The sequence below is a fragment of the Nocardia grenadensis genome, from assembly GCF_050942415.1.
Lineage (GTDB): Bacteria > Actinomycetota > Actinomycetes > Mycobacteriales > Mycobacteriaceae > Nocardia > Nocardia grenadensis.
In genome coordinates, this window is sequence record NZ_CP192054.1 from 5,530,587 (window position 1) to 5,544,704 (window position 14,118).

The 14,118-nt window shown below is 70.3% G+C and carries 13 protein-coding genes; 8 read left to right on the plus strand and 5 right to left on the minus strand.

From position 1 onward, the window contains the following. Positions 1-42 precede the first annotated feature (42 nt). The 5 genes from glmU to ACQPYS_RS25460 all read left to right on the plus strand — a co-directional run bounded on the left by glmU (position 43) and on the right by ACQPYS_RS25460 (position 5,110). A complete protein-coding gene (gene glmU, locus ACQPYS_RS25440) occupies positions 43-1,533 on the plus strand; it encodes a bifunctional UDP-N-acetylglucosamine diphosphorylase/glucosamine-1-phosphate N-acetyltransferase GlmU (protein ID WP_433491023.1) in 1,491 nt (496 codons plus the stop codon). Further along, complete coding sequence (locus ACQPYS_RS25445; RefSeq protein ID WP_030522272.1) at positions 1,530-2,510, plus strand: ribose-phosphate diphosphokinase; 981 nt, start codon at positions 1,530-1,532, stop codon at positions 2,508-2,510. Before glmU ends, ACQPYS_RS25445 begins: the two co-directional genes overlap by 4 nt. A gap of 120 nt (positions 2,511-2,630) precedes the next feature. Beyond that, complete coding sequence (locus tag ACQPYS_RS25450) at positions 2,631-2,876, plus strand: hypothetical protein (RefSeq protein WP_364595110.1); 246 nt, start codon at positions 2,631-2,633, stop codon at positions 2,874-2,876. Between the two features lie 79 nt (positions 2,877-2,955). Beyond that, positions 2,956-4,023: a hypothetical protein gene (locus tag ACQPYS_RS25455; protein WP_433491024.1), complete on the plus strand. Its 1,068-nt coding sequence runs from the start codon at positions 2,956-2,958 to the stop codon at positions 4,021-4,023. A 169-nt stretch (positions 4,024-4,192) separates the two neighbouring features. After that, entirely contained in the window at positions 4,193-5,110 is a 918-nt protein-coding gene (locus ACQPYS_RS25460; protein WP_433491025.1) for a ribonuclease Z, read from the plus strand. Between the two features lie 173 nt (positions 5,111-5,283). On the opposite strand, the gene ACQPYS_RS25465 is transcribed toward ACQPYS_RS25460, so the two are convergent. After that, a complete protein-coding gene (locus ACQPYS_RS25465) occupies positions 5,284-5,757 on the minus strand; it encodes a winged helix-turn-helix transcriptional regulator (RefSeq protein ID WP_433491026.1) in 474 nt (157 codons plus the stop codon). A 115-nt stretch (positions 5,758-5,872) separates the two neighbouring features. Between ACQPYS_RS25465 and ACQPYS_RS25470 the strand changes: the two genes are divergently transcribed. After that, positions 5,873-6,781, plus strand: coding sequence for an NADP-dependent oxidoreductase (locus ACQPYS_RS25470; RefSeq protein WP_433493130.1), 909 nt, complete (start codon positions 5,873-5,875; stop codon positions 6,779-6,781). Between the two features lie 386 nt (positions 6,782-7,167). On the opposite strand, the gene ACQPYS_RS25475 is transcribed toward ACQPYS_RS25470, so the two are convergent. Genes ACQPYS_RS25475 through ACQPYS_RS25490 form a run of 4 tightly spaced genes read right to left on the minus strand, consistent with a single transcriptional unit; the run spans position 7,168 to position 12,481 of the window. Beyond that, on the minus strand, positions 7,168-8,394 hold the full coding sequence (locus ACQPYS_RS25475; protein WP_433493131.1) for a CHAT domain-containing protein: 1,227 nt from the start codon (positions 8,392-8,394) through the stop codon (positions 7,168-7,170). A gap of 58 nt (positions 8,395-8,452) precedes the next feature. Then, entirely contained in the window at positions 8,453-9,964 is a 1,512-nt protein-coding gene (locus ACQPYS_RS25480; RefSeq protein ID WP_433491027.1) for a tetratricopeptide repeat protein, read from the minus strand. 1 nt (position 9,965) lies between these two features. Further along, positions 9,966-11,114, minus strand: a complete 1,149-nt coding sequence (locus ACQPYS_RS25485) for a hypothetical protein (RefSeq protein ID WP_433491028.1) — start codon at positions 11,112-11,114, stop codon at positions 9,966-9,968. Between the two features lie 11 nt (positions 11,115-11,125). Continuing rightward, positions 11,126-12,481 carry a hypothetical protein gene (locus tag ACQPYS_RS25490; protein WP_433493132.1) on the minus strand — a complete coding sequence of 452 codons (1,356 nt, stop codon included), beginning with the start codon at positions 12,479-12,481 and terminating at the stop codon, positions 11,126-11,128. A 149-nt stretch (positions 12,482-12,630) separates the two neighbouring features. Between ACQPYS_RS25490 and ACQPYS_RS25495 the strand changes: the two genes are divergently transcribed. Next, positions 12,631-13,170 carry a lipoprotein LpqH gene (locus ACQPYS_RS25495; RefSeq protein ID WP_433491029.1) on the plus strand — a complete coding sequence of 180 codons (540 nt, stop codon included), beginning with the start codon at positions 12,631-12,633 and terminating at the stop codon, positions 13,168-13,170. Positions 13,171-13,279: 109 nt separating this feature from the next. Beyond that, entirely contained in the window at positions 13,280-14,080 is an 801-nt protein-coding gene (locus ACQPYS_RS25500; protein ID WP_433491030.1) for a hypothetical protein, read from the plus strand. Positions 14,081-14,118 lie beyond the last annotated feature (38 nt).

Consider the following 14,118-nt stretch of genomic DNA (forward strand, 5'->3'; position numbering starts at 1 on the left):
AGCTCGCGTGCACGATGACCATCGTCGGCCCGAGGGAGATTCATGCAGGAGCAGACCGCCGTCATCGTGCTAGCCGCAGGTGCCGGTACGAGAATGCGGTCGAAGACGCCCAAGGTGCTGCACCCGCTCGCCGGGCGCAGCATGCTGGCGCACGCGCTGTACGCGGCCCACGCCATCGACCCGCGCCATCTGGTGACGGTGGTGGGACACGACCGGGAGCAGGTCGGAGCGGCCGCGGCCGCGGTGGCCACCGAACTCGACCGGGAGATCGTGCCGGTGGTGCAGGAAGAGCAGCTGGGCACCGGGCACGCCGTTCAGGTCGGGCTCACCGGCCTGCCCACCGATTTCTCCGGTGACGTCATCGTCACGTCCGGGGATGTCCCGCTGCTGGACGGGCACACCCTCGCCGCGCTGCTCGACGAGCATCGCAGCTATTCCGAGCGCCCCGCTGTCACGGTCCTCACCTTCGTCCCCGACGATCCCAACGGCTATGGCCGGATCGTGCGTGACGCCGACAGTGAGGTCGCCGAGATCGTCGAGCATGCCGACGCGACCCCGGAGCAGGCCACGATCCGCGAGGTCAATTCCGGCGTGTACGCCTTCGACGCCGGGGTGCTGCGCACCATGCTGGGCCGGCTGTCCACCGCCAACGCCCAGCACGAGCTGTATCTGACCGATGTCCTGAAACTCGCCCGCGAGGCCGGCTACCCCGTACAGGGCGCCCGCCTGGTGGATTCGGCCAAGGTCACCGGCGTGAACGACCGCGTACAGCTGGCCGCCGCGGCCCGGACACTCAATCGCTACATTCTGGAACGCCATATGCGCGCCGGCGTGACCATCATGGATCCCGCCACCACCTGGATCGATACCGATGTCCGAATCGGCCGCGACACCGTGGTGCGCCCGGGGGTCCAACTGCTGGGTACGACGGTGGTCGGCGAGGAGGCCGAGATCGGCCCGGACTCCACCCTCACCAATTCGGTGGTCGGGGACGGCGCCCGGGTGATCCGCACCCACGGTGAGGCCGCGACGATCGCCGCGGATGCGACGGTCGGTCCGTTCAGCTATCTGCGGCCGGGCACGGTGTTGGGCGAGTCGGGCAAGATCGGCGCCTTCGTGGAGACCAAGAACGTCGAGATCGGCCGGCACACCAAGATCCCGCACCTGACCTATATCGGCGACGCCACCATCGGCGAGCACAGCAACATCGGAGCATCCAGTGTGTTCGTGAACTACGACGGGGTGCGCAAGCACCGCACCGTCGTGGGGTCACACGTGCGTACCGGCAGCGATACGATGTTCATCGCCCCGGTGACCGTGGGTGACGGCGCCTACACCGGGGCAGGTACTGTACTGCGGGAAGACGTCCCACCGGGCGCGTTGGCGGTGTCCGGCGGAACGCAACGCAATATCGAGAACTGGGTGCAGCGGAAACGGCCGGGAACCGCTGCAGCAGATGCGGCGGCCAAGGCCCTTGCCGCCGCGGAGACACCAGGTCGGGCAATAAAGCTTAAGGATGGCAACCAGCAGTGACCGCGTCATGGATCGACAACCAGAAGAACCTGATGCTCTTCGCCGGACGCTCGCACCCCGAACTAGCCGAGCAGGTCGCCAAGGAACTCGACGTTCATGTGACCCCGCAGACCGCGCGTGATTTCGCGAACGGAGAGATCTTCGTCCGGTTCGAGGAATCGGTCCGCGGTTCCGACGCTTTCGTCCTGCAGAGCTTTCCGGCGCCGCTGAACCAGTGGCTGATGGAACAGCTGATCATGATCGACGCGCTCAAGCGTGGTTCGGCCAAGCGGATCACCGCGATCCTGCCGTTCTACCCCTACGCCCGGCAGGACAAGAAGCACCGCGGCCGCGAGCCCATCTCGGCCCGCCTGGTCGCTGATCTGCTCAAGACCGCGGGTGCCGATCGGATCGTCACCGTCGATCTGCACACCGATCAGATCCAGGGCTTCTTCGACGGCCCGGTCGACCATATGCACGCGCAGCTGCAGCTCGCCGAGTACGTGCGCACCAACTACAGCCTCGACAACATCACCGTGGTCTCCCCCGACTCCGGCCGGGTCCGGGTGGCGGAGAAGTGGGCGGATTCGCTGGACGGCGCGCCGCTGGCGTTCATCCACAAGACCCGTGATCCGCTGGTCCCGAACCAGGTGAAGTCGAACCGGGTGGTCGGCTCGGTCGAGGGCCGCACCTGCATCCTCATCGACGATATGATCGACACCGGCGGCACCATCGCGGGCGCGGTGAACGTGCTGCGTGAGGCGGGTGCCGGCGATGTGGTCATCGCCGCGACGCACGGTGTGCTGAGCGCCCCGGCCGCCGAGCGGCTCGCATCCTGCGGTGCCCGGGAGGTCGTGGTGACCAACACCCTGCCGATCACCGAGGACAAGAAGTTCCCTCAGCTCACCGTGCTGTCGATCGCGCCGCTGCTGGCCCGCACCATCCGTGAGGTGTTCGAGAACGGTTCGGTGACCGGACTGTTCAACGGCAACGCCTGATCCTCTTTCCGAGCGGCCCCGGACCCATCGGTCCGGGGCTGCTCGGCGTTCGGAGGCGGGCGACGACACCGCTGGTCACGGTCCCGCCGAGCGGCCCCGCGGCGGCGCATACTGGTTGGTATGGATCGCGAACCACGAGAGCCCGATATGGGCGACGACGACCAGGAGGACGAGGTCCGCGCCTACGAACGCTATATCGAGGACCCACCCGCGGACCTGCGCATTCACAACCGGGAGGGCGACGACGACGGCCGTCTCGGGATAGCCGACGAGCTGCGGCAGGAACCGGACCGGCGTGACCGGGCCGACGACGACAACCGCCCTGCCGAGGCCGCCGCCATGCACATCGAGGAAGAACCCGAATAGGGACGACCCGCCAGCTGACGCTGCGCCCGCACCGCGGTACCGGCCTACGAGCCCTCGACGATTCGAACGAGGAGACGTGATGAGCACACCGCAGGACCCGCGCGACTCCGGCGACCGGCCGGAGGACAGAAGCACAGACCGGCCGGAACCCGATTCCGGCGCCACCGGCCGGCCTGCGGCGGAACGCCCGCGGGAAGCACCGGACGAGCCGTACATCACCCCCAACGCTCCGCAACCTCCCGACGAGACGCAGACCCCGGGTAACACTCCCGAGCCACCGGCGGGTGGGGCGGGGGCCGGCGCTCCGCAGCCGCCCGAGGGCGGCGAACCGCACGGTGGTCAGGCGGCACGGTCCGACGAACCACCCACCGAGTACCTGCCGAAGCTGCTCGGCCGGGAGTCTCGGCCGGCGTCCGGGCCGGAACAGGCCGCGCAGGGGTCCGGCGAAGGCGCCGGCGCCCACGACTACGGCCGGCACCCCGGCACCCCGGAGCAGCGACCGCCCGGCGGCGAAGTACCCCCGCAGGCATGGTCGGCCCGGCCCGAGGAGCAGTCTCCAGGGCAGGCCTGGCAGCAACAGTCACCCGGCGGGTACCCGGGTTCCGGGCAGGCCCAGGGCGGGTCGCCGTATCCGCCACCGGGCGGTGGACAGTACCCACCGCAGGGCGGGTTCGGCGGGCAGTCGAGCGGCGGGTACGGCGGCCAGGGCGGCTGGGGTGCGCAGGAACAGTCCGGGTGGGGTCCGCGGGAACAGGCGGGCTGGGGCGGTGCCCCCGGATGGTCCGCCGGCGGCGCGCCGGGCGGACCGCAGAGCGGGTGGCCGGGCGCGTCGCCCGGTGCCGGGGGTTATCCCGCCTACCCCGAACAACAACAGCAGTACCAGCCGTATGGCGCCGACCGGAAGCCGGAACGTTCGGGGCCGCAGGTGCTGTCCATCATCGGTTTCGTCTGCGCCGCGGTTTCACTGTTGTTCTGTCCGATCGTATTCGGCGCCGCCGGTATCGTGCTCGGAGTCATCGGCCATATCCGTGGCGAACCCCTGGGCAAGTGGGCGGCCATCGCCGCCGCGCTATGTCTCGTGGTGGGCGTGGTGGTCGGGTTGCTCCTCACCGGGACCGAGATCGTACCCAACGAATCGTTCGGCTGACCGGAGGTACAGCCGACCACCGGCCGCCGGGGCCCGTTCCGGTCGCACTTGCGCCCACGTACTACGCGGGGCAGCGGCGGCGGATATCGTCTGGCCCATGCCCGACGAACGAGGCGCCGGTGGATTCGCGGCGGCGACAGGGGCGGCCGCGCCGCCGTGGTGCGGATAGATGTCACAGCGGGAACTGGTCGTCTTGGGCACCGCGAGCCAGGTGCCGACGACCCAGCGCAATCACAACGGATACGCACTGCGCTGGGGTGGTGAGGTCGTCCTGTTCGATCCCGGCGAGGGCACCCAGCGGCAGATGATCCGTGCCGGGATCTCCGCGACCGACCTGACCAGGATCGCGATCACCCACTTCCACGGTGACCACAGCCTGGGCCTGGCCGGGGTGGTGCAGCGGATCAACCTGGACCGGGTCCCACACCCGATCGACACCTACTTCCCGGCCTCGGGCCGGCGGTTCTTCGACAACCTCTGCGACGCGACCGCCTACTACCGGACGGTCGAACTCCGGCAGCGGCCGATCACCGGGCCGGGCGCATTACCGGCTCCCGGCGCTCCCTTCGAGATCACCGCCGCCCGGCTGGACCATCCGGTGGAAGCGTTCGGTTACCGGCTCACCGAGCCCGATTACCGGACCATCCGGCCGGAGGCGCTGGCCGAACTGGGCCTGCACGGCCCGGTGGTGGGTCGTCTGCAACGTGCGGGCGAGATCGACTGGCAGGGCCGGACCGTGACCCTCGATGAGGTGAGCACGCTGCGGCGCGGCCAGAGTTTCGCGTTCGTCATGGACACCCGCATCTGTCCCGGCGCCCGGGCACTCGCCGCGGGAGTGGACATGCTGGTGATCGAAGCGACCTTCGTCGAAGCCGATTCCCGGCTGGCCGCCGAGCACGGTCACCTCACCGCCGGGCAGGCCGCCCGGATCGCCGCCGAGGCCGGTGCGCGGACCCTGGTCCTCACCCATTTCTCGCAGCGCTATCCCGGCGTCGACCAGCATCTGGCCGAGGCGCGGCAAGAGTTCGGGGGCGAGATAGTCGTGGCCGCGGATCTGGACCGTATCCCGTTCCCGTCCCGCCGCTGACCCACTGCGGCCGGACGGAGGCCGGCACGGTCCCGTGACCGGCTCTATCCGCGTCCGGAGAATTTGCCGATTCTGGCCGCGCTCGGCCCGCGCTGGGTCGAGTCGACGGCCGAGGACACCTACCTGCTCGGGCTCCGGGCGCTGGTCAGCGGCCTGGTCGGACCGGAGCGGGGCTAGGACGGACCGTTGGCGCCGACGGCTTCGGACGCGGACAAGCCGAGGTCGAACTTCTCGCGATTGGCCTGCACCTCGTCCATATGGGCCTCCGCCCACATCTTGATCCCGCGCATGATCCCGTGCAGCGAGAGCCCGAGTTCGGTCAATTCGTAGGTGACGGTGACCGGCACGGTCGGCGTGACCGTGCGGGTCACCAGGCCGTCTCGTTCCAGGGTGCGCAGTGTCTGGGTGAGCATTTTCTGGCTGACCCCGGCCAGCCGGCGGGCCAGCTCGGAGTAGCGCAGCGGCTGCGGCTCGCCGCCGCACGCCACGCCGGAATGGGGGCCGCCGCTGCCCAGGGCGGATAGCACCAGCGCCACCCATTTCCCGGAGATCCGTTCCAGCAGCTGCCGACTGGGACATCCCGCGAAGAATGCGTCGTAGTCCACCTTGCGTAGCGCCCGCTGCTGGGCCGCCGTCGTCGTCGCCATAGCCCGCTTCTTCCTACTCGGCGGTGGGATACGCACTTTCAGGTGCCTACTTCCCGATAGAGAGTTACCACACCATTGTGGAGGCATGACACAGAAAACACCACAGGAGGCCACCGTGTCCGGTACTTTCCGCAGCGCGATCGTCCGTACCCCGGGCGGACCCGATTCCATCGAGATCATCGACGTACCCGTGACCGAGCCCGCCGCGGGACAGGTGCGGGTCGCGATAGCCGCCGCCACCGTCAACCCCGTCGACCTCGCGCTGACCGCGGGCGTCTTCCACGACCTCGGCCTGATCACCCGGTCGGAGTACACCGGGATCGGCACGGATTTCGCCGGCACCGTCACCGCGGCCGGGCCCGGCGTCGAGCTGCCGGTCGGCACCCGCGTCGCGGGCCTGATCGGTGGATTCGACCGCGATTTCGGCAGCTATGCCGAGCAGGTGACCGTCCCGGTGAGCGATATCGCCCGCGTGCCCGACGAACTCGATCCGGCCACCGCGGCGACCGTCCCACTCAACAGTCTCACGGCGGCCCAGCTGGTGGATCTGCTCGGCGCCGGGGAAGGCCGTGACCTGCTGGTCACGGGTGCCGCTGGGGCCTTCGGCGGCTATGTGACGCGGTTCGCGCAGGAGCGCGGCTGGCGGGTCACCGGACTGGCCCGCGTCACCGACGAGGAGTTCGTACGCGGGCTCGGCGCCGATTTCACCGCCACCGCCACCCCGGGTTGGGACGCGGTGGCCGATGCCGCCACCCTTCAGGAAGCGGCCTTGCCGCTGGTCCGCGACGGCGGCCTGTTCGTCGGAGTGCGGCCCGGCGCCGAACCACCGGCCGAACGCGGTATCACCGTCCGTGCCGTCGCGGTACAACCCGATGCGGAACGACTCGCCGGGTTCCTCGCCGATACCGCGAGCGGCCGTCTTCCGGCCCGGGTGCACGCGGTCCTACCGCTCGACCGGGCCGCCGACGCCCACCGGGAACTCGCCCGGGGCGGGGTGCGCGGGAAATACGTACTACAACCCTGAATCGTGTCGATCCGGGCTCGACGTGGGACGGGACGGCGCGGCGGCGCAGGAGGCCCCCGGACCCTTCGGGGACACCGGAGACACGACGGGTAGCCGCGCCACCGGTGGTCCGATCACGGCCGCCACAGCACATCGGACCCTGCGTCGGGACGGATTCGATCGCCCGAAAAGGCGGGATCCATACCCGATGCGATCGTATACCCGAACAAAAACTCCTGCGGCGCAATGTGAGAGGCAACAATGATTCGCAATTCGCCGGCACGATCATCGGGTGCGTCGGCGAAACCGCATTTGTAGTGGCCGAATAGGCCGCGGTGTACTGCTCCGGACACTACGGCCGATCGGAGATTACTCGATTGCGACACGGCCCGGCCCACCCACGGGTATCAGGTCGCGAAGGTGGCGAATGCCGACCACAGCACCGGCGAATTCTCGATGGTGCCGGTCGCGCGCCAGGCGCGTAACCGGTCGCGTTGCCATTCGGCCAGTTCCGCCACCGGATCGGTCGCCTCGTGGGCCGTATCGACCACGCGGACGATCTCCTGCAGTGGAGTCGCGTCCGCGGCCGCGCCCCAGCGCTGGAAGGCGAGGTCGGTCGGTAGCGGCCAGCGGGTAGCGGTAACGAGTTCGGCGCCACCGGTGATCATGGCCGCGACGAGCCCCAGTGCCTCGGTGAACCGCAGATCGCCGCCGCTTTCGCAGGCGATGAGCGCGACCCGGCCGGGCACCGGCCACAACTCCTGGCCCGATACGGGGTCGGCGGCCAGCGTATGGGTACCGAGCAGCAGATCCTTCGCCGACAGCGGTCGATGCGTGCGCTGCGGTTCGGCGAAACCGGCCGTCTCGGCGGTGCAGGCCAGATGCAGTTCGGTGGTCTCGCTCCGGCCGGATTCCGGCGCGGCCGCGGTCACGTGGCCGACATAGAGCAGCCGGGCTGCCCCGGCCCGCAGCGTGCGGGAGAGCCAATCGCGGTCGAGGTCGATACGGCGGAAGAGCTCGGCGGGCGTGGTGACCTCCGGGCGGATCCGGCCGGAATCGATATGGCTTGCCAGGCGTCGGGTCAGCGGTGTCGGATCGGTCATCCGGCCGAGGACCGAGCCGAGTTCGGAATCGGCGCGGAAGCCGGGTATTCGGGGGTCGAGTACGGCGACCACCGGCAGTTCCCGGGTTTCGGCCCAGCAGCGCGCGATACGCGTGGGCCCGTGCACCACTCCGGCGGGTGCGAGCAGCCCGATATCGGCGATATCGATCAACCGGAGTTCCGGTGCCGGGGCCAGGATCTCCCACGGCACCTGGGCGACCCGGGGCGCGGGCTGGAGCCGGATGAGCGGCCGGATCCCCTGCCGGTAGAGCGTATGCAGCTGTCCGGCCAGGTCATAGGGCAGCAGCGCGCGGGAAAGATCGCGGGCCAGCAGGTATTCGGTATCGGGTGTGGCGAACGCGGCGGTGGTGAGGGTGCGTTCCAGACCGCCGGGCACGGTCGGATCCGGGAGCGCGTCCGCCAGTTTCCGGACCACCGCGTCGATATCGGCACCGGGTAGCGCCGCCACACCGGGCGCGGCGTCGTCGCCGACCCAGTGCCAGGACATGTACATATCACCGGCGTCGGCCATCCGCACCACCACGGTGGGCTGATCGTTCAGCACAACTCCCCCGTACTCCGATCCCCGCTCATACCGCGATCACCCGATCCTCCCGGACGCGCTGTCCGTACCGCTGTTCGGCGGCCGCGATGTAGTCCCCGAGCGCGATACGCGCGTCGGGCCCCACGGCCAGCCGCGCGGGCGGCGCCACCGGTAGGCCGGCCGCCGCCGCGACCCGGGCCAGGGCGGCACCCAGATGCAGCGGGCCGGATCCGGATTCGCCGGCTGTCGGCGGTACGGGATCGTCCAGCGGGAACTGCGGGCGTTCCACTCGTTCACCCGGGGTCGTATCCAGTGTCGTCCCCGCGCACTGTGTCTCGATGAGATCGGTGAGCAGCCGGGCATCCCCGCAGAGGTAGGCGAAGCGGAAGGCCAGCCGGACGGCGGGGTCGGCGATCTCCCGGTTCCACCGCTCGCGCTGACTGCCGCCCGGCAGCGTGTAGCGCACCGCGTCGATGGTGATCGCGGCGGGTACCGCCAGGGCACGGCCCAGCGCCAGTAGTTCGGCGGGCGGGGAATCCATATCGTCGACCACCATCTGCACCAGCACCGCGTGCCAGTAATCGAGTTGCGCGCACTGCAGACCGAGACCGCGTTCGGCGTAGACGGTGAACGCGGCGTCGAGCAGCCGCTGTCCCTCCCCGACCATCCCGCGCGCGTAGGCCACCGTGGCGAGCCGGCACTGCACGGAGGCGGCGTCGAGTACCGCCCCGGAGTCCTGGAAGCAGTCGAGGCCGCGCCGATACCATTCGTCGGCCCGATCGACCTCACCGCGGCATTCGGCCAGGAAACCGCGGATCTTCCAGCCGACTCCCGCCCGGTACCGGAGTCCCGCCCGCTCGTAGTAGGCCTGACTGGCCAGCACCAGTTCCTCCGCCTCGTCGAGCCGGCCGAACCGGCCGAAGAGCTGGGCCAGGTTCTGCCGGGTATCGGCGACGGCGTCGCGGTCCCCCGCCGCGGTGAACGCCGCCAGCGCCTGCTGCGCGAAATCCACCCCGAGTTCCCGGCGACCGGTTTCGAAATACGCCCCGGCCAGGTTCATCAGTGGGTGGCCGGCCAGGTGGGGCGCGAAACGAAGTGCGGTGTCGAGCGATTCGGTAGCGGTCTCGATGACCCGGCTCCACTGGCTGCGATGGGCCGCGACGGCGCTGAGCGAGAGCAGGCACGAAACCCGCAGCACACCCAGGTCGGTAGCGTCGGCGAGTAGATCCCGCGCCTGTTCCAGCACCGCTTGGGCTTCGTCGAGCGAGCCGAGATGCTGGAGGGCCTGCGAATAATTGATCAGTGTGGAGGCCCGCTTCTCGCGGGCGTCCGCCGGAATCCGTGCCAACGCCGCGCGGTACCGGGCCGCGGCACCGTGGTGGTCACCGAGTTCGTCATACATGCTCGCGGCATTGATCAGCGCGCTGGTGTGGACTCCGTCGGTGGTGGTGTCCACCGCGTGTTCGAATATCCGCAGCGCCTCGGCGATATCGCCACGCTGGTAGGCGGCCGCGCCCTCGTACAGCAGTTCCAGTCCGGGGGGCTCTTCCGCGCTCATCTCAGAAATCCGAATCTTTTTCGGCGGCCGTGGTCTCGGCCCGCAGTGGTCCTATATCGGTGGGTCCCCCGGCCGCCGGTGGCCCGCCGGCGCGCGCCGGGCCGACTCCGGGGCCGGACTCCGCACGCCGCAGCCGGGCGTGCGCGAGTTCCCTGATCCGCTCTCGCTGCCGCGCATCCACCGCCGGATCCGCGGGGTCACGCGGATCCGGACCGGGAAGCTCCGTGGCGAACTGGGATGGGTCCGCCCTCCGCGGTGGCGCCGGGCCGACCCCGGGTACATAGACCTCCACCCCCGCTACCGTGTCCGCCGTGTCGGCTACCGCGGCCGTCCAGCTGTCCCCGATCAGCACCAGCGCGGCGCCGTGATCGCCCGCCGGGGTGCGGACCAGCGCGTACGGTCGCAGATGGGCGGGCGGTTCCCCGCGCAGGCCCGGCGCCGCGACCGCCCGGACCCGCAGCGAGTTGACACCCCCGGTACGCGTGAGTTCCCACGAGACGGCACGTTCGGAGGCATCGACCACACCGGGCGGGCAGTACCGCCAGTCCCAGCCCGCGCTACCCCGTTCGAGTACCAGCGCAGCCTGTGGATCGCGCTGCCCACCGGCGGCCAGCGCGTAGTCGGCGGCATGCCCGGAAGCGGGACCACCGAGGCGGTATCCCATCTCCGGCACTTCGGTGATCTGCACGGACTCGACGAGCTCCGCGGCATCGGCACCGGCGACGACGCCCTCGCAGATCTCGCTCAATTCCGCGATCTCGCCCTCGAGTTCGGCCGCGTCGAGGGCCGGGATCCCGTCCACCATCGAGGCAGGCCACCAGCGGGCCGCCCAGTGCGCGTAACCGAGCCGGCGCACCGCGGCCGCCAGTTCGGGTCGCTCCGGACGGGCCGGCAGCTCCACGGGCCCGGAGTACTCGTCGGCCGCCACCGCGACAGCGGCGCCGTAGAGCGCCCACAACCATTCCTGCGCGGTGTCCAGATCGTGCAGGATCGCCGCCGGAATCTGTGGTGGCGCCAGCACACTCCAGCTCAGGTGGCCGCCGGCGACCTCCAGTACCGCGGTGTCCAGGCCGGGATCGGTATCGGCCGGAGTCGGCGAACCGGGCGGCGCGATACTCCACAGCCCCGGTCCGATTCGCTGGATACGCACACTGTCGACCATCACACCGCCCTCGGTTCGGCCGTATCCGGCTCCCGCACCGCCTGCGCGCTGAGAACTTTCCGGACCCGGGCGCGGTGATCGAGCACCACCGAGCGGGCCACCCCGTCGAGCAGATCCCAGAGCTCGTCGGGTTCGGTGACCGGCAGCTCCCGGACATCGCGCCCGTGCAACCGCACCCACAGGCGCCGCAGGTACGGACGCCACGGGGTCCGCAGTTCGGTGGCGATGGCGGCGAGCGGGTTGCCGTCCCCGGGCACCCGGTGGACGGCCAGCCGCCGGGCCTGCAGCACATAGGCTTCGCGCTGCCAGCGCCCGTTGACCAGCCGGTGCGCAGCCGACGCGCCGGCCTCCGCCCGGGAGCGGCAAGGATCCGGCGGTGCGATCGGCGCCAGACCGAGGGCCAACTCGACGCCGGCGGCCGCGGTGACGCGCAACGATTCGCCCAGCAATGCCCACGGTGCGCAACTGCGGGCGACCTCCGCGGCGACCAGGTCCGGGATCGGTGGCAGTTCGGCGCGTTCGGTGGAGACCTGGAGCACCGTGAAAACCCGTTCGTGCACGGTGCGATCGAACGGTAACCCCAGCGTCGCGGTGGACGCCGATTCCCCGACCTCCGGGCGCCGCGGAACAGAATGGGTGGTCAGGCCGAGTTCGTGCGCCCGATACCGCGCGAGATCGGTTGCGGCGTCGCGAGTTTCCGCGAACCACAATCCGATCCCGGAATGGGTCCCCGCGTTCGCGGCGGCCAACCGGTCGAGCAGGCGACGACCCGCGCGGGTATCGGTGCCGGTGCGGGAGGCGACCGCACAGTCCAGCAGTTCCCGCAGCTGCGCGGTGTGCTCGACCGGTACCGCGGGTGGCGGCGGACGGCGGCGCCAGGCCGTGGTGAGCAGATCGTCGAGCAGCGCGGCCCGGGCGGGATCGGTCAGATGGTCTTTCAGGGCCTGGGTGGTGCGCCCGGCCGCGAAGCCGTGGATCTCACGCAACACCGCCTCGGCCCGCACCCGGTCCCGGTGGGGATCGGGGTGGCCCCGGGTGGCGGCCAGCTCGAAACAGCGCTGGAAATACAGATCCTGCGCGGTGCCCTCGGTGATCCGCAATCGGCGGCGCACCTGTTTGAGCAGCGTGAACCAGGCCGCGGTCGCGCGCAACGCGTCGGCGTGCGCGTAGACGCGCGCGGCGAGCAGAGTCGCACCGTCGGCCGTCAGTACCGCGCCCCCGCAGCTCGGATACTGCACCGGCCGGATGACCAGCGGGTCGAGGATCAGTTTCACGGTCCGGCGCAGCGGCCCGCCCTGGGGGCCGCTCAACGCCTCGACGCCCTCGAGACCGCGCCACACCTCATCGAGCACCATGGCCCGCGGTCGTCGCATGTGCCCAGGTTATCGGAGTTTCACCCGGGTGGCGGTGCCGAAAGTTGGGATCGGTAGGCGCGCAGCGATTCCTACTTTTCTCGTAACGGCCACGCACACCGGGCCGGAACACCGAGAGAACAGGACCCACCATGAGCACCACCATCTTCCGCCTCGGCGCCGTCGCCCTCGCCGCTTCCGCCACCCTGCTGCTGTCCGCCTGCGGCGACGACACGGGCACCAGCGCCGCCCCGGCGGCCCCGAGCTCGCCGGCCGCCGCCCCCGCGGGGGACACCGGCGGTGGCGAATCGGCCGCGCTGGTCGACGGAAAGGCGCTGACCGGCGATTTCGAGACCACCTGCGTGAAGCAGGGCAACACCCTGGCACTGGCCCTCACGGACAACAACAACGCCCAGTATGGGCAGTTGAGCGTCAGCGCCGGCATCCTCGACGACAAGACCGTGCAGGCGGTGGCCATCGCCGGCAGCCAGGGCGGTTCCTCCGGGATGCCCTACGCGGTCGGTTACGGCAACGGCCGGCCCGGAGGGTCCGCCCAGGTGACCAAGGACGGCGACACCTACACCGTGACGGGCGAGGGTATCAGCGCCCCCGATATGGCGAATCCGCTGGCCGGGCCCGCCACCGCGGCCTTCGAGATCACCTTCGCCTGCTCGACCGTCGTCGGCGGCTGATCGGCCCGGACATCCGGCTCCCCGTCGCCCCGCACCTCGGCCCCCGCGGCGATGCGTCCGGGGCGACGAGGTGGCCAGGTATCCGGACCACGAACATCAGGAGAGAATCATGATCCGCGCCCTGCGTGCCACCGCCCTCGCCGTCGAAGCGCTCGCGATCGGCTTCTACCTCTGGCACGGCCTGACCTACGAGCCCACCGTCTACGAACCGGCCGCCATGGCCTGGCTCAACGGCTTCCTGGCCCTGCCGATCATCGCATCCACCCTGGTCGTCATGGTCTTCGCATTCACCGGCTCGGGGATCTTCACCGCACTCACCGGCCGCAACACCGGCGAGTTCCGTGACGCACCGCTGGGTCTGGGCACCGTGCGCTCATTCACCCACACCGGGGTCACCCTGAACGACCAACCGCAGATCCGGATCGAGTTCGGCGTCGAGGGCGCGCAGGGCGAACGATTCGACGCCACGGCGAGAACGGTGGTCCCCCTCACCGAACTCGCCCTGCTGGCACCCGGTGTGGTGCTGCCCGTCCGCTACCGGCCGGACCGGCCCGGGATCGTCGAACTGGACCAGTCCGGTGACAGCGCCGCGGCGCAGCGGGTGATGAACGCATCCCTGATCCGCAAGGGGTTCACCACCTGGGCCAAGGTGGATATCGCCGCCCGCGGTATCGCGGCGCAGGCGGTGGTCCGGTCGCTCACCGTCCCGGGCGAGATCCGCGACGGATACTCCAAAGTCGCGGTGGGACTGGTGGTAACCCGTCCCGACGGCAGCACCTTCGCCACCTGCTCCGAGAAGTTCCTGCCGCCGACCGCGATCGGAAACGTGCAGGTCGGCCGGATCGTCACGGCACACTATCTGCCAGCGAACGAGAAGGAGGTGGTGCTGTCGATCCCGGTCAACGCATGAGCCGCCGAACCGGTACGCCCGTTCCCCGCTCGGGAGCG

Bases quoted from the DNA above. Each gene is read 5' to 3' on its own strand.
- ACQPYS_RS25500 (WP_433491030.1), top strand. From the start codon at position 13,280: ATGATCCGCGCCCTGCGTGCCACCGCCCTCGCCGTCGAAGCGCTCGCG.
- ACQPYS_RS25460 (WP_433491025.1), top strand. From the start codon at position 4,193: ATGTCACAGCGGGAACTGGTCGTCTTGGGCACCGCGAGCCAGGTGCCG.
- ACQPYS_RS25480 (WP_433491027.1), bottom strand. From the start codon at position 9,964: ATGAGCGCGGAAGAGCCCCCCGGACTGGAACTGCTGTACGAGGGCGCG.
- ACQPYS_RS25455 (WP_433491024.1), top strand. From the start codon at position 2,956: ATGAGCACACCGCAGGACCCGCGCGACTCCGGCGACCGGCCGGAGGAC.
- ACQPYS_RS25450 (WP_364595110.1), top strand. From the start codon at position 2,631: ATGGATCGCGAACCACGAGAGCCCGATATGGGCGACGACGACCAGGAG.
- ACQPYS_RS25495 (WP_433491029.1), top strand. From the start codon at position 12,631: ATGAGCACCACCATCTTCCGCCTCGGCGCCGTCGCCCTCGCCGCTTCC.
- ACQPYS_RS25490 (WP_433493132.1), bottom strand. From the start codon at position 12,481: ATGGTGCTCGATGAGGTGTGGCGCGGTCTCGAGGGCGTCGAGGCGTTG.
- ACQPYS_RS25475 (WP_433493131.1), bottom strand. From the start codon at position 8,394: ATGGCCGACGCCGGTGATATGTACATGTCCTGGCACTGGGTCGGCGAC.
- glmU (WP_433491023.1), top strand. From the start codon at position 43: ATGCAGGAGCAGACCGCCGTCATCGTGCTAGCCGCAGGTGCCGGTACG.
- ACQPYS_RS25465 (WP_433491026.1), bottom strand. From the start codon at position 5,757: ATGGCGACGACGACGGCGGCCCAGCAGCGGGCGCTACGCAAGGTGGAC.